Source organism: Flavimaribacter sediminis (genome assembly GCF_019492055.1).
Lineage (GTDB): Bacteria > Pseudomonadota > Alphaproteobacteria > Rhizobiales > Rhizobiaceae > Flavimaribacter > Flavimaribacter sediminis.
The window spans coordinates 24,524-48,850 of sequence record NZ_JAICBX010000005.1 but is presented as its reverse complement, the minus strand read 5'-3'; the positions used below and the strand labels follow the sequence as shown (position 1 = coordinate 48,850).

Here is a 24,327-nt window from a genome sequence, read left to right as displayed (position 1 = left end):
CTAGCCCGGTTCGCGGCCGAGCGCGCGAGGGCCGGCCTTGCCGCGGGCCGAGAGCACCAGCACGAACAGCGTGGCGGCGTAGGGCAGCATGTAGAAGAGCTCGGTCGGCACCCCGGCGAAGCCGCTTTCGCTTCTGAGGCTAAGGCTGTCGAAAAAGGCGAAGAGCAGGGCGCCGACGAGCGCGCCGGCGGGCGTCCAGCGGCCGATGATGACGACGGCCAGAGCGACATAGCCGCGCCCGGCCACGACGCCCGAGGTAAATGATCCGAGAAAACCGATGGTGATGGCGGCTCCGCCAATACCCATCAGTACACCGCCGACGATAACGGCGGCCATGCGGATGCGGTCGGCGCGGATTCCCTGCAGGCTGGCGCCTTCGGGGTCGTCGCCGACGGCTCTCAGCCGAAGTCCGCCTCTGGTGCGCGCCATGTAGAAGGAGACGCCGGCAAGCAGCGCCAGGGCGGCGTAGGTCAACAGGGTGTGCGAAAACAGCAACTGTCCGAAAAAGGGCAGCTCTGCGAGGCCAGGTATTTTCAATGTCGGAACCAGCGGCACGAACATGGCGGACTGGCCCGACGGCTGCCATATCTTGAAGAGATAATCCGTCAAACCCGTGCCGACGAAAGCGATGGCGATGCCGACGATGATCTGGTTGGCGCCGCCTTTGATGACCGACAAGGCGATCAGCAGGCCGTACAGGCCGCCGACGATTGCAGCCGCCAGCAGTCCGCCGGTCCAGCCGAACATGCTCGAGCCGACCACCGCGGCGAAGGCGCCGGCCGTCATGATGCCGTTGACGCCGAGATTGATCAGCCCGGATCGCTCGGTCAGCATTTCTCCGAGAGCGGCGAAGATCAGCGGCGTTGCGAGCCGGACGGCGCCGGCGAGAACCACTTCCCAGAACAGGAGATCGTGCCAGTTCATGGCGTCGCCTCCTTCATGTGCGCAACCTGCTCAGGTTTCGCGGGCCTTTGCTTCGAGCCCGGCGATTTGAGCGAGCGGCCGGCGACGACGAGAGCGACAGCCAGCAACAGCAGGCCCTGTATGACCTCGGCGATGGACGCCGGCACGGAGGTGCCGATCTGCATGCCCTGCGCGCCGGTGTCCAGCGCGCCCAGCACGAGAGCCGCCGCCACGATGCCGACCGGGTTCAGTCCGCCGAGAAGGGCCACGAGAATGCCTGTGAAACCCAGGCCGCCGCCGACGCTTGGATAGAGCGTGTGTGTCAGACCGCTCACCTGCATCCAGCCGGCCGCGCCTGCCGCCGCGCCGGCGACCAGCATGGTGGCGATCACCGCCCGCGGTTCGGAAAGACCCAACCGCGCCGAAAGCTCCGGTTGCGACGCGTGCAGCCCGTAGCGAAGACCGCTTGCGGTGCGTGTCCATATCATGGCGGCGACGAGCAGCGCGAGGACCAGCAAGACGCCGGCGTGCAGCCGCGTTCCATCGAGAAGGTAGGGCAGGTGGGCCTCCGCCGGCCATGGATCGCTGCGCGGCGTTGCGATCTGCGCATTGGCCTTGAGCGGACCGTTCAACATCATGAGCAGGAGATGACCCGCAATGTAATTCAGAAGCAGTGTCGACAGGATTTCATTGACGTGCAGATAGGCGCGCAGCAGCGCCGGAAGCAAAGCCCAGAGCATGCCGCCGGCCATGCCGGCCAGGATGCCGATGGCCAGGTACTCCGGTCCCGAGCCTGGAAAGGAGAGTGTGACGGCTGTGGAAACCATGGCGCCGATCACCAGCTGACCCTCGGATCCTATGGTGAATACGCCTGCTCTCAGCGCCGGCATGACGCCGAGCGCCACGATTGCAAGCGGCGCCGCCGTCACCAGCGTTTCGGCGATGACGTAACTGTCGCCAAGCGTGCCCTCGATCAAACCGGAAAAGGCGTGCAGGGGATTGGCGCCGGCCAGCCAGATCAGCGCGACTACGATGACCAGCACGAAGCCCAGCGCCATGCCGGCTCGCGCGCCGGAACGCCCCGTCATGATCTGCGTCCGGACATTACTGGTAAAGCCCCGGTTCCGGCTCCCAGCCAGTCAGGAGGTGCCGGCCGATTTCTTCCTGTTTCCAGTTGACCGGATCGTGCAGGGCTATCGTCCGCACATTTCGCCAGTAGCGATCGAAACCGTTCTTGCCGGCGACCGAGCGGGTGCCCATCAGCGCAAAGACATCCGATGTTGCGGCGAGCGCCGCCTTGTCGGCCGCAATCTTGGCGGCGTAGACGGGAATGGCGAGATCTGTGCGCGATATATTGCCCGCCTCGAATTCGTCGAGCAGGTCTGCGCCGTCCATCATCAGCGAGTAGGCGGCGACCAGCGGCGCGGTCAGCTCGCCCATGGTTCGGCGCACGAGGAGATCGTCGGCGGCGTTGTCGACGCCGGCCGAAGGCCATGGGCGGCTCTTTGCGGGAACGAAGGCGGCCGCCTCGCGAAGCGCGCCGATGGCGTTGCCGATCATGATCGCGCAAAATCCGAGCTGATAGCGCAGCGAGGCGCTGACAGGCGACACCCGGCCGGGTTCGTTCGCCATCCAGTCGGGATCCGTCTTGACGTCGGCGAAGGTAATCATGCCGGAATCGGTGCCGCGCTGGCCGAGAGCATCCCAGTCGCGGTGGATCGTGACGCCCGGCGTCGAGGGCGGCACGAGATTGAGCTGCAGGCCGTTGAGCGGATTGTCGTCGACGCCCTCGGCCTGCGGGTTGAACGCCCAGACGGCGATATAGTCCGCTTCCGCAGCGGCGGTTGTGTAGATCTTGACGCCTTCGATGGTGAAACCGCCCTCGGGCCGTCTCAAGGCGGTCGTCTTCATCGGATCGGTCACGGTCTTGCCGGATTCGGCGACAGCAAGGCCGATGATGGCGTCATCTGAAAGAATCGCGCTGGCGAGGCGCGGTTTCAGCCCCTCTGGGCAATAGGTGTAGATTTCGCGAACGATTTCGTCATGTACCTTGTAGAGTTGTGCGACAGCAGAATCGGCGATGGCGAGGCGGAGCTGGATCTCCATGCTTACCCGAGAGGGAACTCCGACGCCGCCGAAAGCAGACGGCACGATCTGGTGAAGCACGCCGGTTGTTTTCAGGGCCGCGATGGATTTGGTCGGATAGCGTCCGGCCGCGTCGACCTCTTTCGCCATCGGCGCAATGTCGGTTTCGATCACCTGCTCCAGACGAGCGAACAGGTCATGAAACTCCGGCTCGATCCGGTTGGCCGGAAAGGCTTTTCCAAGCAGGGGGGTGAGTTTGGTTTGGGTGGTAAGCACGGGAACGTCGCTCCGCAGGTTCTATTCGCTTTTGTTGAAACTGTCCGCGTCCATCAGCTTGTGGACAAGGTGGGCGTGGCTCGGACAACGGCATCCGACAACGCCGTTATTCTCGGAAAGGATAAGATCGATGAATTGCTGGGTTTTCGCCTCGACAAGACCCTGTTCGGTCAGACCGAGATCCGGAACGGCGGTCAGGCCGATGAACGACATGATCATGTAGGGACCCTGGATCGTGCAACCGATATCGGCGGCGGCCGCATTGCAGGCAAGCGACTGGTCGCGCACGGTCTCCCAGGGCTGGTCGCTCATGCAACCGCCAACCGCCAGCGGCACCGAACCCAATATTTCTCCATCGGCGACGGCGACGAGACCCCCGCCGATTTGGTTGATGGCCTCTATGGCGAACGACATTTCCTCGTTCGATGTGCCGACAATGACCAGATTCTGGTTGTCGCAGGTGGTGGTGGCGGCCATGGCGCCGCGCTTCAGGCCGAAGCCGCGCACGAAACCGATGCCGACGGATTCCGTGCCGTGGTGCCGGTCGATGATCGCGACCTTGAGAATATCGCGCTCGATATCGAAGGCGACGTCGCCGTCGATAACCGGCAATTCGGCGTGGAAGGCGCGCTTGAAGTAGCCGTCATACATCTCCATCGCCTGCACCCAGACCTGCGACGCGTTGCTGCGAACAGCGAAGGACGAAGCATCGAGTTTCGGGTTGAGGTGGACGGTATTTCGGGCGAAATCCGGAATAGGGTCGGTGTTTTCGAACAAGGGCTTGCCGTCGCGCGCCACGACCTTGCCGTCCACAATGACGGTCGACGGTCGCGCATCGGCAAGGTCAGGCACGATCTGTATGTCGGCGATACGCGAGGGCGTCAGCGATCCGATCAAATGGTCGAGCCGGTAGTAGAGCGCGGCGTTGAGCGTCGCCATGCGCCAGGCCTTCATCGGCTCCACGCCGCATTTGATCGCCTCGCGGACGTGATGGTCGATATGGCCGGTCGCGTCCAGATCCTCGCAATACTTGTCATCGGCGCAGAATGTGATGTGGTTCAGCCCGTCGCCGAGAGCTGCGATATCGGCGAAAACCTCCGGCGTGTTGTCGTTCATCGAGCCCGCCATGACGGTCAGCACCGAACCGAGCCGCAACCGCTCGACCACATCCCTGGTGGCGTGTGCGTTGTGATCGTCGCTGACGCCGCCGGCCAGATAGGCCCAGAGCGGCTCGTTCTCGAGAAGGGCCGTATGACCGGTCTGCCGTTTGCCGGCCGCGATTGCGGCGGCGCGCTTGCGCGCGGATTCCACATCCATGTCGAACGGGCTCGATTCGCCAAAGGTCGCGGCGTCTGGGCGCTGCACGCGGTCTATGATCTGCTCCGGCGTGAGGTGTTGGGCGTTCAGCCCGAGATCCGGAGCGCCGGGCACCTTGGCGGACACCTGCCGGAAGATTTTCAGCGGCGTCGACGTCGCCCCCATATAGTCAAGCCCCGGCTCGCCGCAGACATTGGCCATGCAATTGGCGTCGGCGAGCACCGTCGTCGTGCCGCGCGGAATGGAAATCCGAGCCAATTCACCTGGAACCAGCTTTGTATATTCGATGTGGATGTGGACATCGATAAAGGTCGGGGCAACGTACTGGCCCGTTGCGTCGACGACCATGTCGCAGTCGAAATGTCCGACCGGCGTGATCGCGGCGATGTGCCGTCCTGCGACGACGACGTCGCGCTCCAGAACCTCGCCGGTATGCAGAGCCAGCACCTTGCCGCCGCGAACGATCATGTCCGGCGCTTCCTGGCCAGCGGCCACCCGCCGCAGATTCATGATCTCGTCGACCGAAGGGGCATAGGCTGTGCCGGTGGTGGGGAAATTGATCGGATCGGATGTCATCAAGCAGTCTCCAGCGGGGCGGCGTCCGCCATGGCCTGGCCGAGGCGGCCCATATCAAGCGGTTCGGCAAGGTCGAAGACGCCGCTGATGCGTCGCCCGGAAAGAACCACAAGGCGATGGCATATTTCCATGAGTTCATCGAGATCGGCGGATATGACGACGACCGCCGCGCCTTTGGCCGCGACATCGACAAGCGCTGTGCGTATCGCGGCGGCGGCCGACAGGTCGAGGCCCTTGGCGGGGCCGTGAGCGATGACCACCGCCGGATCGTCGTTCAGTTCGCGCCCGACCAGCAATTTCTGCTGATTGCCGCCGGACAGGCCGCCGGCGTGCAGCGACGGGTCGGGCGGCCGCACGTCGAAACGGCGGATGATGTCGGCGCCGAGTTCGGTTTCAGCCTGACGATCGCGCAGAAGTCCGAACCGTGTCATCGCCTTTTGACCGATCCTGAACAGGCTGGCGTTCTCGGCGGTGCTCAGTCCGCCGACAACGCCGCGTGTCCGGTCTTCGGGCACATAGGCCAGACCCACCTTGCGGGCCCGGGCGGGCTGACCTGCGATGTTGACGCCATCGACCTTGACCGAACCCGAGACCGGAGCGAGAAGGCCGGCCAAGGCCTCGGCCAGCGCAGGCTGCATGGGGCCAGAAACGCCGGCGACGCCGAGGATCTCTCCCTGGCGAACCGTAAAACCGATATCCTCGATCAGCATCTGCCCGTCGCGCTCGACGCGGAGATGTTCGGCCATCAGGCGTTTCCAGTCGGTCTGGATCTTTCCGAGCTCGACGCGGTCGCGATTGCGGTCACCGACCATCAACCGGGCGATGGAATCGCCGTCGAGACCGGTCGTTTCTCCGTCGAACACCAGTTCGCCGCCTCTCAGGACGGTGACCGTGTCGGCGCCCTGCATGACTTCTTCTATTCTGTGCGTGACCAGTCCGATCGCCTGGCCCTTTTCGGCCAGCATGCGCATGGTGGCGATCAGCGCTTCTATTTCGCGCGGTCCGAGCGCGGATGTCGGCTCGTCGAGCAACAGAACCTTCGAACCGGCGGCGATCGCCGACACGATTTCACCCAATTGGCGCTGGGCGAGACCGAGTGTTTCGATCGGCCGGTCTGTCTCGATGTCGAGCGCGACCTCAGCCGCGGCCGCCTGCAAGGCCGCGCGGGTCGCATCGTGGTCGAGCCGCCATCCGGTCTGGGCAAGCATATGGTTTTCAACCAGCGTCAGCGTGCCGATGAAAGACAGGCTCTGCGGCACGAAGGCAACGCCGAGATCACGGGCGGCCCGGCGATCGGACAGCGTCACAGGTTCGCCGTTGCACAGAACCGTTCCTGAATCCGGCGCGTAGATGCCCGCCAGGATCTTTGCAAGCGTCGATTTGCCGGCGCCGTTCTCGCCGACAATCGCACGTACCTGCCCTGCAGTCAGCTCAACGGCCACATCGGACAGCGCGGTGACCGCGCCGAACCGCTTGTTAATGGCCTGCGCCGAAAGGAGCGGGTGCGCCGACTGCGGCATATCAGAACTGCGGCAGGGTCTTTTCACCCGACGCCAGCGCGCTAACGAGGTCGGAGACTTCCTTGCCGAGATCGTCAGGCACAATGTCGCCGACATCGTTGATCGGTGTTGCGACCAGGCCGCCATTGCCGATACCGGAGATGAAGAACTTATCGCCGAAAGAGCCAGCATTGATATCGTCAATATAGGCCGTGTACGTCGGATACATGTCGAGATCGACGCTTGCGATATTCACGCTCTTTGCAAGACCGCCGGCGTCGCCGGACACGCCGAGCGTATAGGCGTCGCCCTGTGACGCTGCGGCTGCAACGCCGTTGCCGATGCCGTCGCCCGATGTCCAGATCACCTTGGCTCCCTGGGCGATCATGCCACGCGTGACTTCTGCGGATTTCTGAGCGTCGTCGAAGGAGCCGGTATAGACTTCGATGAGTTCAGCATCGGATCCCGCTTCCTTGAGAGCGGCTTTGAAGCCTTCATGGCTGGCGACAAGGAACGGCAATTCCGGACCGCCGACCATGCCGATGACGCTGACGTCATTGAGCTTGGAGGCGATGAAGCCGTTCAGATAGCCGAGCTGCGCGAAATCGTAGGTCCATCCGTCGACATTCGCGATCAGCCGATCGGCGAGGTCCATGCCGCCTGACGCTGCGAAATGAATGTCCGGGAAGGAGGACGCGACGGTGAGGATGGGCTCGCTGAGCTCGATGCCGTGTCCGATGATCAGGTCGTAGCCGCGCGAGGCGTACTGGCGAATAACCGGTTCGGATGTGGCCGGGTCCGCCTGCTGCTCGCGCAGCTCGAACTCGACCTTGCCTTCCTCGGCAAGCTTTTCCATCGCCTCGCGGGCGACCTGGTTGAAGCTGCCGTCATTGGCGAGGCCCGGCACCAGCAGAGCGACTTTGAGCTTGTCTGCGGCGAGCGCCGGCATGGAGAGCGCGGTGGTGGCGGCAAGCGCGATGGCGAGCCTGGAAAACAGTCTGCGATCAATATTCAGCATGGTGATATCCTTGCGGTGTTTTCGGTGGGGAGGATGGGATTTCCACGGCCAGTGGAGACACGGACAGGCTTGGTCCGTCAAAGGTCTGGCTCATGCGGTGCAGCAGAGCGAGCGTTGCCCCGGATTGAAGCTCGAAACAGGGATCGAGAATGGGATCGGCGACGCCAAGTTGTTCGGCTGGAACACACACGACCTCGTAATCGCCAAATTGACGTACGGTAGCAGCCCCCTTGATTGCATTCTTCCGGGCCGCGGCGACCAGCGCGGCCGTAGACAGATATCCACCGGCGTCGCTGGCGTCGCCACAGAATGCATTCTCGGGGCAGGCGAGTTCGCTCACCAGGCCGTCCGGGGAAACGCTGACGGCCTGCAGGGCGCGCATCGCCCAGGCCGGCGCGCCGCCGACGACGCCGAAATTGTCGCCATCGCGCCAGATGTCGATGCGCGCCACATAAGTGGGTTCGGTTTTTACGCCGGAAACCAGAAAATAGGGCGGCAGGCCGGATACCCACCTTGGAAGATCGATCTCTGTGCCAGCGGCGGGATCAGGCGCCGCAATCGCTGTCGTCAACACCGCCATGATTGCGCCGGCTAGACCGACCAGCCGGGCGTATGGTCTGCAGTTGAGCAGATTGGCGGACAATTTGGCGTGTACTCCGAAACGATATAAACAACTTTACTCGTTCAAGAGTTTCACTGGCCAAGTGTGCGCACAAGCATAGAATTATGCATGGAGCGTACGATTTTTTGCATCGCAGCAGAGTGTGGTCAGCGCTTGTGTGGGGGAAGATGCTGTTTCAGGGTATCAATCATCGATTGCGCCATGGCGCTCGGTCGATAGCCGTGCGCTGTGCACAGCGATAACGTCTCGGACGTGACCGGGTTGCTTTCGATCGGTTTCTGAAGGAGGTCGCCGCGGGCGAGTTCGTTATGCACATCGAGCTCGTTGAGAATGGCGAGGCTGTCCCCGGCTGCGACGAGCGCCTTTACCGCCGCGATGGAATTGGTCGTGGTGACGACCGGATGGGAAATACCGGCGCGGCTGAAGGCGTGGTCGATGAGGTTGCGCAACGGCAGGGAGCGGTCGGGCTGGACGAAGGGATAGCTGGCGCAATCTGCCAGGGACAGCGTTTCCTCGCCGGCGAGTGGATGGTCCGGCGCCATGACGATGCCAGGAGGGAATTCGGCTGTGTAGGCGACCGAGAGCTGGGTGCGATGCGGCGGGCTGAAGCACAGCGCCATATCGATCTCGTTGGCGGCAAGCTTCTTGATGAGTTCTTCCGTGCCGCCCAGCTGCAGGTCGATTGCGACCAGCATATGATCGGCGCGGAAGGCGGCGATCGCTTCGGGCAGGATAGCGGTCGAAAAGCATTCCATGGCGCCGATGCGCACGATGCCGCGGCGCAGGCCGGTCATGTCCTTCAACTGCCCCTCGGCCCGGTTCTGCTCGCGCCGCCAGCGCCGGATGTCGGCAAGAAGCAGTTCACCAGCGGCCGTGGGCCTGACGCCGCGGGGCAACCGCTCGAACAACTCGATCCCGGCGTCGCGTTCGAAATTGAGGATTTGCCGGTTGATCGCCGATGCTGAAATGTTCAGGCGCTCGGACGCCTTGCGGATCGATCCGGACCGGGCGACTTCGTCGATCATCAGGGCGGCGGAAGAAAGTAGCTGCATTTGGTCACCGTTTCTGGTGTAACAATTATTCGCACGGTATCGTCGAAAATTGAAGCTTGTTCGTGCGCTCACAGGCGATACCGTTCGTGTAAATACCAAGGCAGGACATCGGAAATGGCATCAGGCAAGCAAGAATCGGCGGAAGAGCGGGACACCCGGTTCATGCGAAAGGCTTTCGCGGTCGCCAAAAAGGCGCTTGACGAGGGAAGCCATCCCTTCGGCGCGATTCTTGTCGGTCCGGACGATGCGGTGCTGATGGAGCAGGGCAATGCATTTCTGCCGCACCACGACATGACTGGCCACGCCGAGCGGGTGTTGATGACACGGGCGTCTCAGGCCTACGATCCGGAATTCCTGAAGGGCTGCACCATGTACACCTCCGCCGAGCCCTGTGCGATGTGCGCCGGCGCGGCCTACTGGGCGGGGCTCGGACGCCTTGTCTACGGCCTGAGCGAGGCGCGCCTGAAGACCATTACGGGCAACCATCCGGAAAATCCGACGCTCGATCTATCCTGCCGCATCGTCTTTGCCTCCGGACAGCGCGAGGTGAAGGTGACGGGTCCGATCCTCGAAGACGAGGGCGCGGCACTACATGAAGGCGTGTGGGATTAAGCGCCGTCGTGTCCGGAAACCGCTCGTACCAATCCGTAACAACCAACCGAAAATCCAGCCGTAGTGCAAAACCGCAAAGGCGCCGCGACTGTGGTGACGCTCGTGCGCACTGCAAAGAAGCAATGTAGTTCCGGCTGGTCGGGTCGTTAAATTTCAAGAACTTGCGGGGCGAAACCCTTTAAAGTTTTACAATAGGCAGTTTCAAGAAAACAATGGGCTCCCGGGCGTCGAGTTTTGGCGCTCCGAATGCTATTTTTCATCGCAACCACAAACAGTCCGGAAAACTCCATGTATCCACGCGACATGATTGGCTACGGCCGCACGCCACCCGACCCGAAATGGCCCGGAGACGCCAGGATCGCGCTGCAATTCGTCATCAATTACGAAGAAGGCGGAGAGAACAACATCCTGCATGGCGACAAGGCCTCGGAAGCGTTTCTGTCGGAAATCGTCGGCGCACAGCCCTGGATCGGCCAGCGGCACATGAATATGGAGTCCATTTACGAATACGGGTCGAGGGCCGGTTTCTGGCGGCTCTGGCGGATGTTCACCAGCCGCAATCTGCCCGTAACAGTCTACGGCGTCGCGACGGCGCTGGAGCGCAATCCGGAAGCGGTCGCGGCCATGAAGGAGGCTGACTGGGAGATCGCCTCGCACGGCCTGAAGTGGATCGAATACAAGGACTACGACAAGGAAGCCGAGCGCGCAGACGTGATTGAGGCGATCCGTCTCCACACCGAGGTGACCGGCGAACGTCCGCTTGGCTGGTACACCGGCCGGTCATCCATCCATTCGACCGACCTGGCGATGGAAGAGGGCGGGTTCCTCTATACCTCTGACGCCTATGCCGACGACCTGCCCTACTGGATCAAAGGGCCGCACGGTCCGCATCTGATCATTCCCTACACGCTGGACGCCAACGATATGCGGTTTGCGACGCCGCAGGGCTTCAATTCGGGCGACCAGTTTTACAGCTATCTGAAGGACGGCTTCGATTATCTTTATGAGGAAGGTCGCGAGGGCGCGCCGAAGATGATGTCGGTCGGTCTGCATTGCCGGCTTGTCGGGCGTCCCAACCGGGCCGCGGCGCTGGCGCGTTTCCTCGACTACGCGGCCTCGCATGACAAGGTCTGGATACCGCGGCGCATCGACATTGCGCGCCACTGGCGTGAACATCACAAGCCGGAGAGCGCCTGACAATGACGACGCGCGAACAGTTTCTGGAGGCGTGCGGCGGGGTCTTCGAACATTCGCCCTGGATCGCCGAACAGGCCTGGGACGCAGGCCGGATCGGCGAGCCGCTGACGCTTGAAAACGTGCACGCCGCAATGTGCGAAAAGTTTCGCGACGCCGGCGCCGATCAACGGCTAGCCGTCCTGCGCGCGCATCCCGATCTTGCCGGCAAACTGGCGATCGCCGGCGAACTGACGGACGATTCAAGGAACGAGCAGGCGGGCGCGGGTCTCGACCGGTTAACGCCGGACGAACACGCCGAGTTCACGCGTCTGAACACCGAGTATACCGACAAGTTCGGGTTTCCCTTCATCATTGCGGTCAAGGGGCTGGACAAGACGGATATTCTGGACGCTTTTCGAAGGCGTGTTCACAACAGCAGCGAAGCGGAACTCCGGACCGCGTGCGAGCAGGTGGAGAAAATAGCCCGCCTGCGGCTGCAGACAATAATAACGGAGTAAGTGGAGATGGACGTGGCGATAACGACAAAGCAGGTAATCAGGGCGCCGGAATTCACACGCGGAAAGGTCAATCTCGCCTCGGCGCGGCTGGGCGCGGCTGCGCTCTACTCCACCGACGAGTTCTTCGCTCCGGTGGAGCGCATGCTCAACGACGATCCTGCGGTTTTCATTGACGACAAGTATGACGATCACGGCAAATGGATGGACGGCTGGGAATCGCGCCGCAAGCGCAGTCCCGGGCATGACTGGGCCGTCATCCGCCTTGCGGTGCCGGGCAGCATCGACGGGTTCGACATCGACACCAGTTTCTTTACCGGCAACTATCCGCCGGCGGCCAGCATCGAAGCTATTTTCGAAGACGATGGCGATCCCGACGACGAATCGGACTGGATCGAGATACTGCCGCAGACATATCTCGAACCGGACGAACATCATTTCCACCAGGTCGCGGACGCTGAAATGCGCAAGCGCGTCTGGACCCATTTGCGGGTTCATATCTATCCGGATGGCGGCATCGCGCGCCTTCGGGTGTATGGAGAAGCGCATTTCGACTGGTCCAGGGTGACGGCTGAAGAGGAAGTCGATCTCGCCTATATCTTTCATGGCGGAAGGGCGCTCGCCTGGTCGGACGCCCATTACGGCTTTCCGGCGAAACTGATTTCGCCAGGCCGCGGCGTCAATATGGGCGACGGTTGGGAAACCGCCCGTCGGCGCGGACCCGGTCACGACTGGGCGATCCTGAAGCTGGGCCATGCGGGCACAGTTGACAGGGTCATTGTCGACACGGCGCATTTCAAGGGCAACTACCCCGACCGGTTCGACCTGCTGGGCGCTTTCATGCCGGATCATGTGGGAAGCCTTTCTGACGATGATATCGTTGCTTCCGTGGACTGGACGCCGATCCTGAAGGACCGCAAGCTGCAAATGGACCACATCCACGAATACCACGCGGATACGATCCTTGATCGCGGGCCGTTTACGCATCTTCGCCTGAACATCCATCCGGACGGCGGTGTCAGCCGTGTGCGCGTGATGGGACACAAGGCCTGATGTCGGTCCGGCTGGAGGTCCGGAAACTGACGAAAGAAGCGTTCGCGCCCTTCGGCGACGTCATCGAGACGGAAGGCGCCGACGTGCGGCTGATCAATGGTGGAACCACCGAGCGTTTCCACGCGCTGGCGCAGGCGCAGACCGGCGGGGGCGCGGCGATCGTCAGCATTTTTCGCGGCCAGCCGAGGTCCTGTCCCTATTCCGTGACGATGATGGAGCGCCACCCGCTGGGCAGTCAGGCTTTTTATCCCCTGCAGAACCGGCGCTGGCTTGTGGTCGTGGCGCAGGATGTGGACGGCAGGCCCGGTTCACCGGAGGTTTTTCTGGCCTCCGGCGCCCAAGGGGTGAACTATCGTGCGAATATATGGCATCATCCGTTGATGGCGCTGGATGACGTGAGCGACTTTCTGGTGGTTGACCGCGAAGGCGAGGGCAATAATCTGGAAGAGTTTGATTATCCGAACCCTTTCGAAATCAATTGGAGCAAGTAGATGGCCAACGGACGACTGACGACCCACGTGCTGGACACGGCGAAAGGAAGTCCGGCCGCAGGCCTCAAGATCGAATTGCGGGAGGTCTGCGCCGACGAAACCTTCCATGTGATCGGTTCGGTCGTGACCAATCATGACGGTCGCTGCGACGGCCCGCTGCTGAGCGGCGACAAAATGAAAACAGGCGTCTACGAACTGGTTTTCCACGCGGCAGACTATCTGAAGCGCACTGGCGCAGACCTTACGGAACCCGCTTTTCTTGATGTCATTCCCATCCGCTTCGGCATTGCGGACACGGATGCGCACTACCACGTGCCGCTGCTGATTTCACCCTACGGCTATTCGACCTATCGGGGGAGTTGACGCTTCCGACCTGTCATCTTTCGCCTGCACGGACGTGCCGGCCGCTGGATCCCTGTGTGTTGACTTTGTGTCATATTGGGTGCGGGCGGGAGATCGTTGGATCCCAGATCGCTTGAGATCGCGAGCCGGCATCCGGTAGCGCTGCGTCCGCGGCGCAAAAAGTCCCATGCTGCAACGCTTTGGTCTGCTCCCTGAAAGAAGAGAACTTGCATTTTTGGGAACGTGCAGCAGATCATGGCGTTGAGGTTTGTTTGTCGGGGTTGAGTTCCCATGAAAGCCGAAGCGTTGCTGAGCCCGCGGCCGGAAGGTCTCTACTGTGCGCCGGGCGACTTTTACGTCGATCCGGTTCGCCCGGTCGAGCGCGCCCTGATCACGCATGGCCATTCCGACCATGCGCGCTCCGGCCACCAGGCGGTTCTGGCGACCCGGCAGACGCTGGACATCATGCGCATCCGCTACGGCGAGGATTTTTGCAGCCAGGAGCAGGCCGCCGATCTGCGTGAGATGATCGACGTCAACGGCGTGACGGTGACCTTCCATCCGGCCGGTCATGTGCTTGGCTCGGCGCAGATCGCTATTGAAAAGGACGGTATGCGCATCGTCGTCTCCGGCGACTACAAGCGTTCGGTCGATCCCACCTGCGAGCCGTTCGAACCCGTTCCTTGCGACGTCTTCATCACCGAGGCGACCTTCGGCCTGCCGGTTTTTCATCATCCCGACCCCGAAGCCGAGATCGGCAAGCTGCTGAAATCCCTGCAGACGTTTCCGGAGCGCAGCCACCTCGTCGGCGCCTATGCGCTGGGAAAGGCGCAGCGGGTGATCGCGCTGGTGCGCAGGCAAGGATATGACCGCCCAATCTATATCCATGGCGCGCTGGCGAAGCTTTGCGATTATTACCAGAGCCAGGACGTCGATCTGGGAGAACTCCTGCCGGCGACGGTGGAAAAATCGGCGCGCGACGATTATCGCGGCGCCGTCATCGTGTGCCCGCCATCCTCCTTCGCCGATCGTTGGGCGCGGCGCTTCGCCGACCCGATTTCGGCCTTCGCATCCGGGTGGATGCTGATCCGCCAGCGCGCCCGGCAGCGCGGCGTCGAACTGCCGCTGGTGATTTCCGATCACGTCGACTGGCCCGAACTGACGGACACGATCAGGGACGTGAGCCCGGGTGAAGTGTGGGTGACGCACGGGCGCGAAGAGGCGCTGGTGCGCTGGTGCGAACTGGAGGGCATTCCGGCGCGGCCACTCCACCTCGTCGGCTACGAGGACGAGGGCGACTGATGAGAGCCTTTTCCCGTCTCCTCGACCGCCTGACGCTGACGCCGCAGCGAAACGCGAAACTGCGGCTGCTGGTCGACTATTTTTCGGCGACGCCTGATCCGGATCGCGGATATGCGCTGGCAGCACTGGCCGGAACGCTGGACATCAGGCTCGTCAAGCCGGCGCTGCTGCGCGAGCTCGTGCTGGAGCGGATGGACGAGACGCTGTTTCGCTATTCCTACGATTACGTCGGCGACCTGGCCGAGACGATCTCGCTTGTCTGGGAAGCGCCGGAGGAGGGCGAGGCCTATGAGCCGCGACTGTCCGAGGTGATCGAGGAATTGAACGGGCTCGGCCGCAGCGACGTGCCTGCGCATGTGCGCGCGCTTTTTGACCGGTTGGACACCAGCGGGCGCTATGCGTTGATCAAGTTGGCGACCGGCGGCCTGCGGATCGGCGTGTCTGCGCGCCTGACCAAGCAGGCGCTGGCGCTGATGGGCGATGTCGACGTGTCCGAAATCGAGACGCTTTGGCACGGACTCGAGCCGCCTTACGAAAGCCTTTTTTCATGGCTGGAGGGCAGGGGCGACAGGCCCGAGCTTTCGACGCCGGCGATCTTCCATCCCGTGATGCTGGCGCATCCGGCGACCGACAATGATCTCGAAAAACTTGACCCTGCCGACTATCTGGCGGAATGGAAGTGGGACGGCATTCGCGTTCAGCTGTCCGCCGACGGCGCTCATCGCAGACTTTACTCGCGCAGCGGCGACGATATCTCAGGCAGTTTTCCCGACATTCTGAATGCGGTCGATTTCGAGGGCGTGATCGACGGTGAATTGCTGATCGGCGGCACGGCGCGCACCAATTCGCCGACGCTGACCTTTTCCGATCTGCAGCAACGGCTGAACCGCAAGACGGTTACGCAGAAGCACATGACCGACTATCCGGCCTTCATTCGCGCCTACGACCTGCTGTTCCTGAAGGATTGCGACGTTCGAGAGGAGCCGCTGGAGGATCGGCGGGAGCGGCTTTCGGAAGTGATTGAGACAGCGGCGCGGGAGCGGTTCGACCTTTCGCCGTTGGTCAAGTTTGACAGCTGGGAGCAACTCGACAGCCTACGCAAGGATCCGCACGATCCGGTGATCGAAGGCGTGATGATGAAGCGGCGCGACAGCGCCTACCAGGCAGGGCGGGTCAAGGGGCCCTGGTTCAAGTGGAAACGCGAACCGCATATCATCGACGCCGTGATGATGTATGCGCAGCGCGGCCACGGCAAGCGGTCGAGTTATTATTCCGACTTTACGTTCGGCGTTTGGACGGGGGAACCTGGCGCCGAGGCGCTGGTGCCCGTAGGCAAGGCCTATTTCGGCTTCACAGACGCTGAGCTCGAAATCCTAGACCGGTTCGTGCGCAACAATACTGTGGACCGCTTCGGGCCGGTGCGGGCCGTGCGCGCGGAGCCGCAGTCCGGCTTCGTGCTTGAAGTAGCCTTTGAAGGGATCGCGCGATCAAAGCGCCACAAATCGGGCGTGGCTATGCGCTTTCCGCGCATTTCGCGGTTGCGCCAGGACAAGCTGCCGATGGAGGCGGACCGCCTGGAGACGCTGAACGCGATGATCGATGATCGGGGTTAGAGCGCGCAGCGGAAACCGGTGTTTGCGGCGCTTGAGTCGGGTGAATTGAAGGTGCGGGCCGACAGCCGGTAACGGTTGCAGTATGAGGCGTGGCAGAGATAGGAGCCACCGCGGATAACCTTCGCCTCGTCATTCGACGGACCGACCGGGTTGACCCGGGTGGCTGTGGTTTCTTCGACATGCCAGACGGGGCTCCAGCCGTCATTGCACCATTCCCAGACATTGCCCGCGGTATTGTAAAGTCCGTAGCCATTCGGTTCGAACGAGCGGACCGGCGCGGTCATCAGAAAGCCGTCGGCGGCGGTGTTGTCCGTCGGAAACCTGCCTTGCCAAACATTGCACATGTGCCGGCCGTCGGGCTCCAGTTCGTCGCCCCATGGAAACCGCGACTGATTGCGCCCGCCGCGCGCGGCCTTTTCCCACTCGGCTTCGGTGGGTAACCGCCTACCGCAGGCGGATGCAAAGGCCTGCGCGTCGTTCCAGGAGACATGAACCACAGGATGGTCGGGCCTGTCGCGCCAGTCCGATCCCGGCCCGTCCGGACATTTCCAGCAGGCGCCCTTCACCGCCAGCCACCAGGGGGTTCCAGGCAACCGTCCATCCATGATGTGGCCGAAGGCGGCCGGATGGACGGCGGCGGCGAACACGAACGACCAGCCGTAGCGTTCCGCGTCGGTGACATAGCCGGTCCGCTCCACGAAGCGGGCGAATTCGCTCGTCGTCACGGCGCAGGAATCGATCAGAAAGGAGGCTGTCTCGACGGAGCGGATCGGGCCTTCGCCATCGGCCGGAAAGCCGTCCGCGTCCTCGCCGCCCATGTCGAATGAACCGCCGGGGATTTGCTGCATATTGTCTCGCGACGGCGCCACGTCAGGCGCGAATGCAGGCGGGTTTTGCGCTGGCTCGCCGCTGCCGCGCGACGGAGTGCAGCAGCCTTTCATGTCGTCCCGTTCACTCATCGCAGGACGTTACCACTCCGACAGACGCGGAGGCAACGGATCGACCGTAAAGGCCATACGGTGCGTGAGTTTGGTGAGCATGTCCGCCTTGAGGGATAGCGAGGCCGGATCGCGCCACAGGTTGTTGATCTCTTGCGGGTCGGCGACGAGATCGTACAGTTCGCCGTCGTCATGGGAATGATCGACGACGATCTTGTGAGTCTCGGTCCTCAGCATCGTCAATTGCGCCGTCGGATCAACGTGATAGGGCATGGCGTTGTAGTATTCGCAATAGACGGAATCGTCGCCCTTTTTCGCTGTTTCGTCGCCGCTCAACCAGTCCAGGAGCGAGCGGCCCTGCATGCCGGCGTAGGGCGTAGCGCCGGCTGCGTCCATGAGGGTCGGCGCGAGATGCACGAGTTCCAGCAGCTCGCGATACCGACCGGGCGGAATCCTGCCGGGATAGCGGATCATGAAGGGCACGCGAATGCCGGCGTCGTAGAAATAGGGGCCCTTGAGATAGATGTTGTGATCGCCCATCATCTCGCCATGGTCGGACATGAAGACAATGATCGTGTTGTCACGCTGGCCGGTGTCGTCGAGCGCCTTGAGAATGCGGCCCATCTGCTGGTCGACATGTTCGCACATCGCCCAGTAGGCCGCTTTGACCATGCGGTGGTCAATGTCGCGCATTTCGTTGCGCCCGTAACCGCCGATGAAGCTCTTCACCTGACCATAGGCGCCGTCTGAATCAACGCGCTGATAGTGGGTCTTGGCGTCGAGATCGTCTTCCGTTGAGGCGGGTAGTGGGACCTCGTCCAGCCGGTCAAGCCAGCGCTCCATGAAGGAGGGCGGCGGATCGAAAGGATGATGCGGCGCGTAGATATTGGCGACGTAGAACCAGGGCGCATCGCCCGATGCATGTTTTTCGATGAATTCGCACGTCCTGGTTCCGCACCAGGCCGCCTCTGTCGCGTCCTCCGGCATGCCGTTCAGAACCCATGGCGAACGGTCGTGGGGCGTGGTTTCGTAATGCAGGCCGCGCGCCTTCAGGAAACGCGTATAGTCCGAGTTCATCCCCCACATGTCCATCGGAGACTGCGCCCAGTTGAACTCGGAAAAGCCGTCATCGATGCGCGGCTCCGTGGTCTTGGCGATCGCCGGGTCGCCGGGTCCAAAATGGAATTTGCCGACGAGGCCGGCGAGATAGCCTTCATCGGCCAGCAGCTTCGAGACCGGCTTTTCATCCGGCGGCATGATTTGTCCGTTCTGGCGCAGCCCGGTGGTGCGCGGGTAGCGCCCGGTCATGAAACTGCCGCGGCTGGGCGAGCAGATCGGACTCTGCACGAAGGCGTTTTCGAACAGGGCGCTCTCTTGGGCCAGACTGTCGATATGGGGCGTGGACACCTGATCGTTGCCGTAGCAACCCAGCGTATCGGTGCGCTGCTGGTCGGTGCATACGATCAGGATATTCGGACGGTCACTCAAGCCAGGTCTCCTTTAAAGGCTGGGACTCGGTCGTTCAAAAGAGCCCATTGACAAAAAACCGTCGATCCGCAAAACTGTCAATAGTGAAAGTAATTAGTTTCATTTTTGAAAGTAAGTGATGGCAAACCCACTGGCTGCCGGTCGTCGCTCATTGCGGCTGATCGAACATCTTGCGGAGTATCCTTACGAGCGGTCGTTTTCCGATCTCGCAAAGGCAATGGATTTGTCCGGAGCGTCTCTGACGCGTCTTCTGAAGATGCTGATGGAAGAGAACTGGATTCGCCAGCGCCAGTCGAACGGCCGCTACACGGTTGGGTACCGGACCTTGCAACTGGGCGACGCCTTGCGCTCTTTCGGACTGCAAAGCGCGCAGGTTCTGCAAAGCGCGCAGGTGCAGGGCACCGTCGCCAATCTTGCCTATCAGACCGGACATTCGGCCTGTATCGCCTCCTATCACGGAGACTGCTTTGTGCTGCTCGCCAAGACCGAACTGCACAATTGCTACCATTTCATCGATGTCTTCGCGCCGAATACGGACTGGATCCAGAACGGCATAGGCCAGTTCCTGCTTGCTTACCAACCGAAAGCGGACGTCGAGCGGATCTATCGCGATATCTTCGGTTTGGAAGTTCCGCAGGAACACCTGGACGGTTTCGAGACAATCAGGAAGACAGGCCTGCTGGTTCGCAGCGAGGGCGCGATTACCCGTTTCGTCATGGGTCTCGATCAGCAGGGATCGGGAATCGTTCGCAACGTCGTTTCGGTCGCGGCTCTGAATGCGCATCCGATCAACAAGACCGAAGTCCTGTCCAAACTCGAATTTGCGGCCAAGAAGGCTTCGAGCGGGCTGGCGGGCCGTCCCTTTACACCAGTTGAACAACCAGAAACCTGAACCAACCAGAAGGAACACATGGCATGTTGAAAAACAAAGTACTCGGCGCCGCGGTGGCGCTCGCCGCAACGGTCGCGCTCAATGTCTCGGCGCAAGCGCAGGAAGTCGTGCGCTATGCGACTGACGGCTACGGAATGGGCTCGCTCGCCATTGTCGCAGCCGAAAAGGGCTTCCTGGAAGAAGAAGGCATCAAGCCTGTTGTTCAGACCTATTCCTACGGGGTCGACACCGTCGACGCGGTGCTTGCGGGCAACGCCGATTTCGGCGTGATCATCGACTTTCCGCTGCTTACCCGCTTCGCCGCCGGCAAGCTGATGTCCCCGGCGATTATCGCCGAGCCGCTTCCGGGCTGGCACAAGCTCTACACCAAGGCCGATCTCGAAATCCCGGGCGACCTGAAAGGCAAGGATATTGGCGTCGCCACGGGCACGGCGCAGGAATTCGTCACCCGGACCTATCTCTCCGACAACGGAATCAATCCGGATGAAGACGTCAACATGGTTGGCTTTACCAGCCTGTTCGAGATCGTCGGCGCCATGAAGGCCGGGCGACTGGACGCAGCGTGGATCTGGGGCGAGGGCGTTCCGACCATGGACGCCGATGACGGCTGGAAATTCATCGCCGACGACAGCGTCGTCAACCAGAGCACGAGTGCGCCGCTCGTCGTCCTGAAGGATTATTACGACACACATCCGGACACGGTCGCCAAAACCCTTCGCGCCTTCCAGAAAGCCTCCGAATACATGAAGTCCGACCTGGACGAAGCGGTCGCGGTGATCGCCAAAAGCGTGGGCGGCGATGAGAAGCAGATCAAGAACGTCATCCAGCAGCAACGCTATGGCCTGAGTTTCGGAAGCTCGCCGATGTCCAGCCTGAAAGCAAAGTACGACTTCATGGTCGCTACCGGAAAGATCGAGCCCTACGATTTCACCGCGCAGTTTGACGCAGGCGCCCTGACGGAGGCCATTCCGGGCGTCGAAGTCGATCCGATGCTTCAGAAGTAAATCGAACCTCCAGAACAGTCCCGCCGGAGACAAAGAATGACGATTGAAATGAGCAGCGTTTCCTTCGCCTATAATGGCGGGACAAAGGGCCTTCCGGTCTTGGCGGATGTGGATCTCACCGTGCCCGACGGCGAGTTCCTCATCCTGCTTGGACCGAGCGGCTGCGGGAAATCGACCTTGCTGAAGCTGATCGCCGGCTTTGACAAGCCGACGACCGGCGAAGTGAAGGTCGCCGGCAAGACTGTGACCGGTCCGGGCAAGGACCGGGGCATGGTTTTCCAGGATCTCGACAGCGCCCTGTTTCAGTGGCTGACGGTTCGGGGCAATGTCGAATTCGGTCTGCGCATGAACAAGGTTTCCGACGCCGACCGCAAGCGGCAGGCCGACGAAGCATTGCGCATGGTCAATCTCTCCGGCCATGTCGACAAGCTGCCCGACGAATTGTCGGGCGGCATGAAACAGCGCGTGCAGATCGCCCGGATGCTCGCCATGCGTCCCGAAATCATGCTGATGGACGAACCGTTTGCCGCGCTTGACGCACAGACGCGCCAGATGCTGCAGACCCAGCTCGTCACGATCTGGTCGGAGGTCAAGCGCACGGCCATCTATGTGACGCATGACATTCGCGAGGCGCTCAACCTCGGACAGCGCGTCCTGCTTATGTCGGCCGGGCCGCGCGCCGGCATCAAGCATGAATACGAGGTTCCGTTGTCCTATCCCCGTGATCAGACCGATCCGACCTATATCGACCTGCTGGACAAGCTTTCGAAGGATATCGAGGAAGAGGTGACCAAGGTATGGTCGTAGAAACAACAGAAACAACGCCGCCCAAAACAGCGCTGCTCGGACGCTGGATCGCCGGCTTCTGGATCTCCTTCCTGTCGATTGTTTTCGGATTGATCGTGTGGGAAATCGCGGCGCGCTTTTTCATCGATCCGTTTTTCCTGCCTCCGGTCAGCGCCATCGTCGCAGGCGCGATCGAACTGATCGAGCGCGGCCTGCTGTTTCAGCATATTGCCATCAGCCTTTTCCGTATCATCACGGGCTTCATTCTGGGCAGCCTGGTCGCAATACCGCTCGGCCTGATTATCGGCAGCTACATGCCGGTGCGGCAGATCTTCGATCCATATATCCATTTTCTGCGCTTCATTCCGGCGCTTGCGCTGACCACGCTGTTCCTCGTCTGGTTCGGGGTGGGCGAGGTCTCGAAGATCCTGCTGGTTATGTATTCGACCGGATTCATCGTCGTCATCAACACCGCGACCGGCGTGGTGACAACGCACAAGAACAAGAAGCTCGCCGCCGAGACGCTGGGCGCGTCGACCTGGCAGATCTTCTGGTTTGTCACCGTGCCTGCGGCCGTTCCGTCGATGTATGTAGGCATGCGGCTGGCGCTCGCCGGTTCCTTCCTGGTCATCGTCGCGGTGGAAATGCTGGCGGCGGAATCCGGTCTTGGCTACTTGATCTGGACGTCGAAACTCTATTTCCGGATCGACTGGATGTTCGTCGGAATCTTTCTGCTGGGTTTCTTCGGGCTTCTGACCGACTACGCCTGGAAGATGCTCGGGCGGCACTGGCTGCGCCGTTATGTGCGCGAAACGGCCAACTACTGACATGGCGGCGAACATTATCGTATTCCTGACCGACGACCACGGCCAGTGGGCGCTCGGCTCATCGGGAAATCCGGGGGTCGAGACGCCCAATCTCGACTACCTCGCCCGCACGGGCGCGGTCATGGAAAACGCCTTCACGCCGACGCCGGTCTGTTCTCCGGCGCGGGCCTGTTTTCTGACCGGATGCACCGCCTCGCAGCATGGCGTGCATGACTACCTCGACAACGAGCCAGCGCGTTTCGGGCGGGACTGGCTGGAGGGTCAGAAAACCGCGCCCGAACTGTTGCAATCAGCGGGTTATGAAACGGGGCTGGTCGGCAAGTGGCATCTCGGAAACGACACGAAACCGGCAAGGGGTTTCGAGCACTGGGGCGCGCTTGCGGGCGACTATCCGATCGACGCAGCCGGTCCGGCGCGGTATTGCAAGGACGGCGAGGTCGTCACTATCGCCGGCTCCAAGGCTGACGTGATCACGGACGCCGCGATCGACTTTCTCAGGAAGCGCGATGGGGAAAGGCCGTTTTTCCTCGTGGTCGGGCATGTCTCGACGCATAGCCCGTGGGAGGGCCATCCCGAGCGTCTGGCGGATCGCTACCGCAGCCATGACTTTGCCGAGCTGCCTCAAGGCGAATCTTTTCCATTTGGAGCCCAGAACCTGGAATCCAGAGATCTGATCGATCGTGCGCATCAAAGCGAGGCTCTGGCCCAGTATTATGCCTCCGTGACGGCGATCGACGAGGGCGTCGGCCGGGTGCTGGATGCGCTCGACGCCGCTGGCGTGAGCGAGAACACCCTTATCGTCTATACTTCCGATCACGGTCTGAATTGCAGTCATCACGGCATTTGGGGCAAGGGCAACGGCACCCTTCCGCTCAATATGGTGGAGGAGACGATCCGCATTCCGCTTATTGTGTCGGGCCCGGGCGTGGAAAAGGAACAAAGAAGAGCCGAATTCGTCGATCACCTGGACCTGTTCCAAACGGTTCTTGATGTCGCAGGCGTCAATCCGCCGACGGACATAGACTATGCAGGCCGTTCCTATCTTGGTTTGCTCGGGGGCGGAGACCTGGCCGATTGGCGTGACCTGCAGTTCTGCGAATACGGAACAACGCGTATGGCGAGAGGCGATCGCTACAAATGCGTCGAATGGCTTGATACCGGAACTGTGCGTCTTTTCGATCTTGTGACCGATCCGCGCGAGGAGACCGATATCGCCGGCGACAATCCGGAGCTATGCCGGTCTTTCCTTGACCTCATCGCGGCCTATTACGACCGTTTCAGCACGCCGGAGCATTCCGGCGCGCGGCCGGGCGGACCGGAGCCCACGAATGAAACGTCTCCCTGGGTGTTGTAATTCAACTCACCGCACCGGCCGCGTCGCCCGGAATGCGATGGCTGCGTGAAGGCCGACAATCAGAATCGCGCCGGCCAGATATTGCGTCAGGCTCGCCGGCTGGGCAGCAAAAATCCAGGCCGAAAGCGGCAGGAAAAGGACGATTGCCGTGACGAGGCCAGGATTGTATTGCCGGGTGCGGACTGCGGCCACAATATGGACCAGCGCATTGATCGCCATCAGATAGGCTGCGACGACGCCCCAGCCGGGATTGGCCGACGCCGCGAAGAAGACGACGAGCAGCGCAAACCATACGAAAATGACGTTGATGATCCAGACCGCAGTGTGAGAAAGCCCCCGCGCCTTCGGCCCGAACATTCGGTTGATGCTTTTTCGAAAGCGATCGGCGTCGTGTTCTTCATACTGGTGCAGCATTTAGATCGGCAGGGAGAGGTAGACGGGCAGGGCGATCCCGTTGACGAAGGGAGCAAACAGGATCAGCAGCAGGGCAATCGGCAGCGCGCCATAGACCCAGTTCTCGGTCAGCCGACCGATCCGGTTTTCGCCGTTTTCCGCTTCTCTGATATCGTCAGCCACTTTGAGCCCG

Annotated in this window: 25 protein-coding genes; 13 read left to right on the top strand and 12 right to left on the bottom strand. The window is 61.7% G+C overall.

The window, feature by feature from the left end:
• From K1W69_RS22170 to K1W69_RS22135, 8 genes are all read right to left on the bottom strand, one after another.
• On the bottom strand, window positions 1-924 hold the full coding sequence (locus K1W69_RS22170) for an ABC transporter permease (RefSeq protein WP_220230655.1): 924 nt from the start codon (window positions 922-924) through the stop codon (window positions 1-3).
• Window positions 921-1,991, bottom strand: a complete 1,071-nt coding sequence (locus tag K1W69_RS22165) for an ABC transporter permease (RefSeq protein WP_220230654.1) — start codon at window positions 1,989-1,991, stop codon at window positions 921-923. Before K1W69_RS22165 ends, K1W69_RS22170 begins: the two co-directional genes overlap by 4 nt.
• A 16-nt stretch (window positions 1,992-2,007) precedes the next feature.
• A complete protein-coding gene (locus K1W69_RS22160) occupies window positions 2,008-3,264 on the bottom strand; it encodes an acyl-CoA dehydrogenase family protein (RefSeq protein WP_220230653.1) in 1,257 nt (418 codons plus the stop codon).
• Between the two features lie 21 nt (window positions 3,265-3,285).
• Window positions 3,286-5,157 (bottom strand): adenine deaminase C-terminal domain-containing protein, encoded by a 1,872-nt coding sequence (locus K1W69_RS22155; RefSeq protein WP_220230652.1) that lies wholly within the window; start codon window positions 5,155-5,157, stop codon window positions 3,286-3,288.
• On the bottom strand, window positions 5,157-6,677 hold the full coding sequence (locus K1W69_RS22150; RefSeq protein ID WP_220230651.1) for an ATP-binding cassette domain-containing protein: 1,521 nt from the start codon (window positions 6,675-6,677) through the stop codon (window positions 5,157-5,159). Before K1W69_RS22150 ends, K1W69_RS22155 begins: the two co-directional genes overlap by 1 nt.
• Before the next feature lies 1 nt (window position 6,678).
• On the bottom strand, window positions 6,679-7,674 hold the full coding sequence (locus K1W69_RS22145; protein WP_220230650.1) for a BMP family protein: 996 nt from the start codon (window positions 7,672-7,674) through the stop codon (window positions 6,679-6,681).
• Window positions 7,661-8,317: a hypothetical protein gene (locus K1W69_RS22140; protein WP_220230649.1), complete on the bottom strand. Its 657-nt coding sequence runs from the start codon at window positions 8,315-8,317 to the stop codon at window positions 7,661-7,663. Before K1W69_RS22140 ends, K1W69_RS22145 begins: the two co-directional genes overlap by 14 nt.
• 125 nt (window positions 8,318-8,442) lie before the next feature.
• Window positions 8,443-9,348, bottom strand: coding sequence for a LysR family transcriptional regulator (locus K1W69_RS22135; RefSeq protein ID WP_220230648.1), 906 nt, complete (start codon window positions 9,346-9,348; stop codon window positions 8,443-8,445).
• A gap of 114 nt (window positions 9,349-9,462) precedes the next feature.
• Between K1W69_RS22135 and K1W69_RS22130 the strand changes: the two genes are divergently transcribed.
• The 8 genes from K1W69_RS22130 (at window position 9,463) to K1W69_RS22095 (ending at window position 16,452) form a co-directional block, all read left to right on the top strand.
• Window positions 9,463-9,960: a nucleoside deaminase gene (locus K1W69_RS22130; RefSeq protein ID WP_220230647.1), complete on the top strand. Its 498-nt coding sequence runs from the start codon at window positions 9,463-9,465 to the stop codon at window positions 9,958-9,960.
• Window positions 9,961-10,248: 288 nt separating this feature from the next.
• Window positions 10,249-11,157: an allantoinase PuuE gene (puuE, locus tag K1W69_RS22125; protein ID WP_220230646.1), complete on the top strand. Its 909-nt coding sequence runs from the start codon at window positions 10,249-10,251 to the stop codon at window positions 11,155-11,157.
• A 2-nt stretch (window positions 11,158-11,159) separates the two neighbouring features.
• Window positions 11,160-11,654 carry a 2-oxo-4-hydroxy-4-carboxy-5-ureidoimidazoline decarboxylase gene (uraD, locus tag K1W69_RS22120; protein ID WP_220230645.1) on the top strand — a complete coding sequence of 165 codons (495 nt, stop codon included), beginning with the start codon at window positions 11,160-11,162 and terminating at the stop codon, window positions 11,652-11,654.
• Between the two features lie 18 nt (window positions 11,655-11,672).
• Entirely contained in the window at window positions 11,673-12,704 is a 1,032-nt protein-coding gene (gene alc, locus K1W69_RS22115; protein ID WP_370688304.1) for an allantoicase, read from the top strand.
• Window positions 12,704-13,195 (top strand): ureidoglycolate lyase, encoded by a 492-nt coding sequence (locus tag K1W69_RS22110; RefSeq protein ID WP_220230643.1) that lies wholly within the window; start codon window positions 12,704-12,706, stop codon window positions 13,193-13,195. The genes alc and K1W69_RS22110 overlap by 1 nt, the downstream gene beginning before the upstream one ends.
• The gene (gene uraH / locus K1W69_RS22105; RefSeq protein ID WP_220230642.1) at window positions 13,196-13,558 is read left to right on the top strand and encodes a hydroxyisourate hydrolase; all 363 of its coding nucleotides are present in this window, start codon (window positions 13,196-13,198) and stop codon (window positions 13,556-13,558) included.
• A gap of 270 nt (window positions 13,559-13,828) precedes the next feature.
• A complete protein-coding gene (locus K1W69_RS22100; protein ID WP_220230641.1) occupies window positions 13,829-14,839 on the top strand; it encodes a ligase-associated DNA damage response exonuclease in 1,011 nt (336 codons plus the stop codon).
• Window positions 14,839-16,452 carry a cisplatin damage response ATP-dependent DNA ligase gene (locus tag K1W69_RS22095; protein ID WP_220230640.1) on the top strand — a complete coding sequence of 538 codons (1,614 nt, stop codon included), beginning with the start codon at window positions 14,839-14,841 and terminating at the stop codon, window positions 16,450-16,452. Before K1W69_RS22100 ends, K1W69_RS22095 begins: the two co-directional genes overlap by 1 nt.
• Here K1W69_RS22095 and K1W69_RS22090 read toward each other — a convergent pair.
• Complete coding sequence (locus K1W69_RS22090) at window positions 16,449-17,411, bottom strand: formylglycine-generating enzyme family protein (protein WP_258571285.1); 963 nt, start codon at window positions 17,409-17,411, stop codon at window positions 16,449-16,451. The genes K1W69_RS22095 and K1W69_RS22090 overlap by 4 nt on opposite strands.
• A gap of 9 nt (window positions 17,412-17,420) precedes the next feature.
• Window positions 17,421-18,878, bottom strand: coding sequence for a sulfatase family protein (locus K1W69_RS22085; RefSeq protein WP_220230639.1), 1,458 nt, complete (start codon window positions 18,876-18,878; stop codon window positions 17,421-17,423).
• 118 nt (window positions 18,879-18,996) lie between these two features.
• Between K1W69_RS22085 and K1W69_RS22080 the strand changes: the two genes are divergently transcribed.
• From K1W69_RS22080 to K1W69_RS22060, 5 genes are read left to right on the top strand one after another with little or no spacing between them, the layout of a single operon-like run.
• Window positions 18,997-19,770 carry a helix-turn-helix domain-containing protein gene (locus K1W69_RS22080; protein WP_220230638.1) on the top strand — a complete coding sequence of 258 codons (774 nt, stop codon included), beginning with the start codon at window positions 18,997-18,999 and terminating at the stop codon, window positions 19,768-19,770.
• A 23-nt stretch (window positions 19,771-19,793) separates the two neighbouring features.
• Complete coding sequence (locus tag K1W69_RS22075) at window positions 19,794-20,774, top strand: ABC transporter substrate-binding protein (protein WP_220230637.1); 981 nt, start codon at window positions 19,794-19,796, stop codon at window positions 20,772-20,774.
• 36 nt (window positions 20,775-20,810) lie between these two features.
• Window positions 20,811-21,581: an ABC transporter ATP-binding protein gene (locus K1W69_RS22070; protein WP_220230636.1), complete on the top strand. Its 771-nt coding sequence runs from the start codon at window positions 20,811-20,813 to the stop codon at window positions 21,579-21,581.
• Window positions 21,572-22,387, top strand: coding sequence for an ABC transporter permease (locus K1W69_RS22065; RefSeq protein ID WP_220230635.1), 816 nt, complete (start codon window positions 21,572-21,574; stop codon window positions 22,385-22,387). Before K1W69_RS22070 ends, K1W69_RS22065 begins: the two co-directional genes overlap by 10 nt.
• Before the next feature lies 1 nt (window position 22,388).
• The gene (locus tag K1W69_RS22060) at window positions 22,389-23,741 is read left to right on the top strand and encodes a sulfatase-like hydrolase/transferase (protein WP_220230634.1); all 1,353 of its coding nucleotides are present in this window, start codon (window positions 22,389-22,391) and stop codon (window positions 23,739-23,741) included.
• Window positions 23,742-23,747: 6 nt separating this feature from the next.
• Here the strand turns inward: K1W69_RS22060 and K1W69_RS22055 are convergent, their stop codons facing one another.
• A complete protein-coding gene (locus tag K1W69_RS22055) occupies window positions 23,748-24,155 on the bottom strand; it encodes an HXXEE domain-containing protein (RefSeq protein ID WP_220230633.1) in 408 nt (135 codons plus the stop codon).
• A complete protein-coding gene (locus K1W69_RS22050; RefSeq protein WP_220230632.1) occupies window positions 24,156-24,317 on the bottom strand; it encodes a hypothetical protein in 162 nt (53 codons plus the stop codon).
• Window positions 24,318-24,327 lie beyond the last annotated feature (10 nt).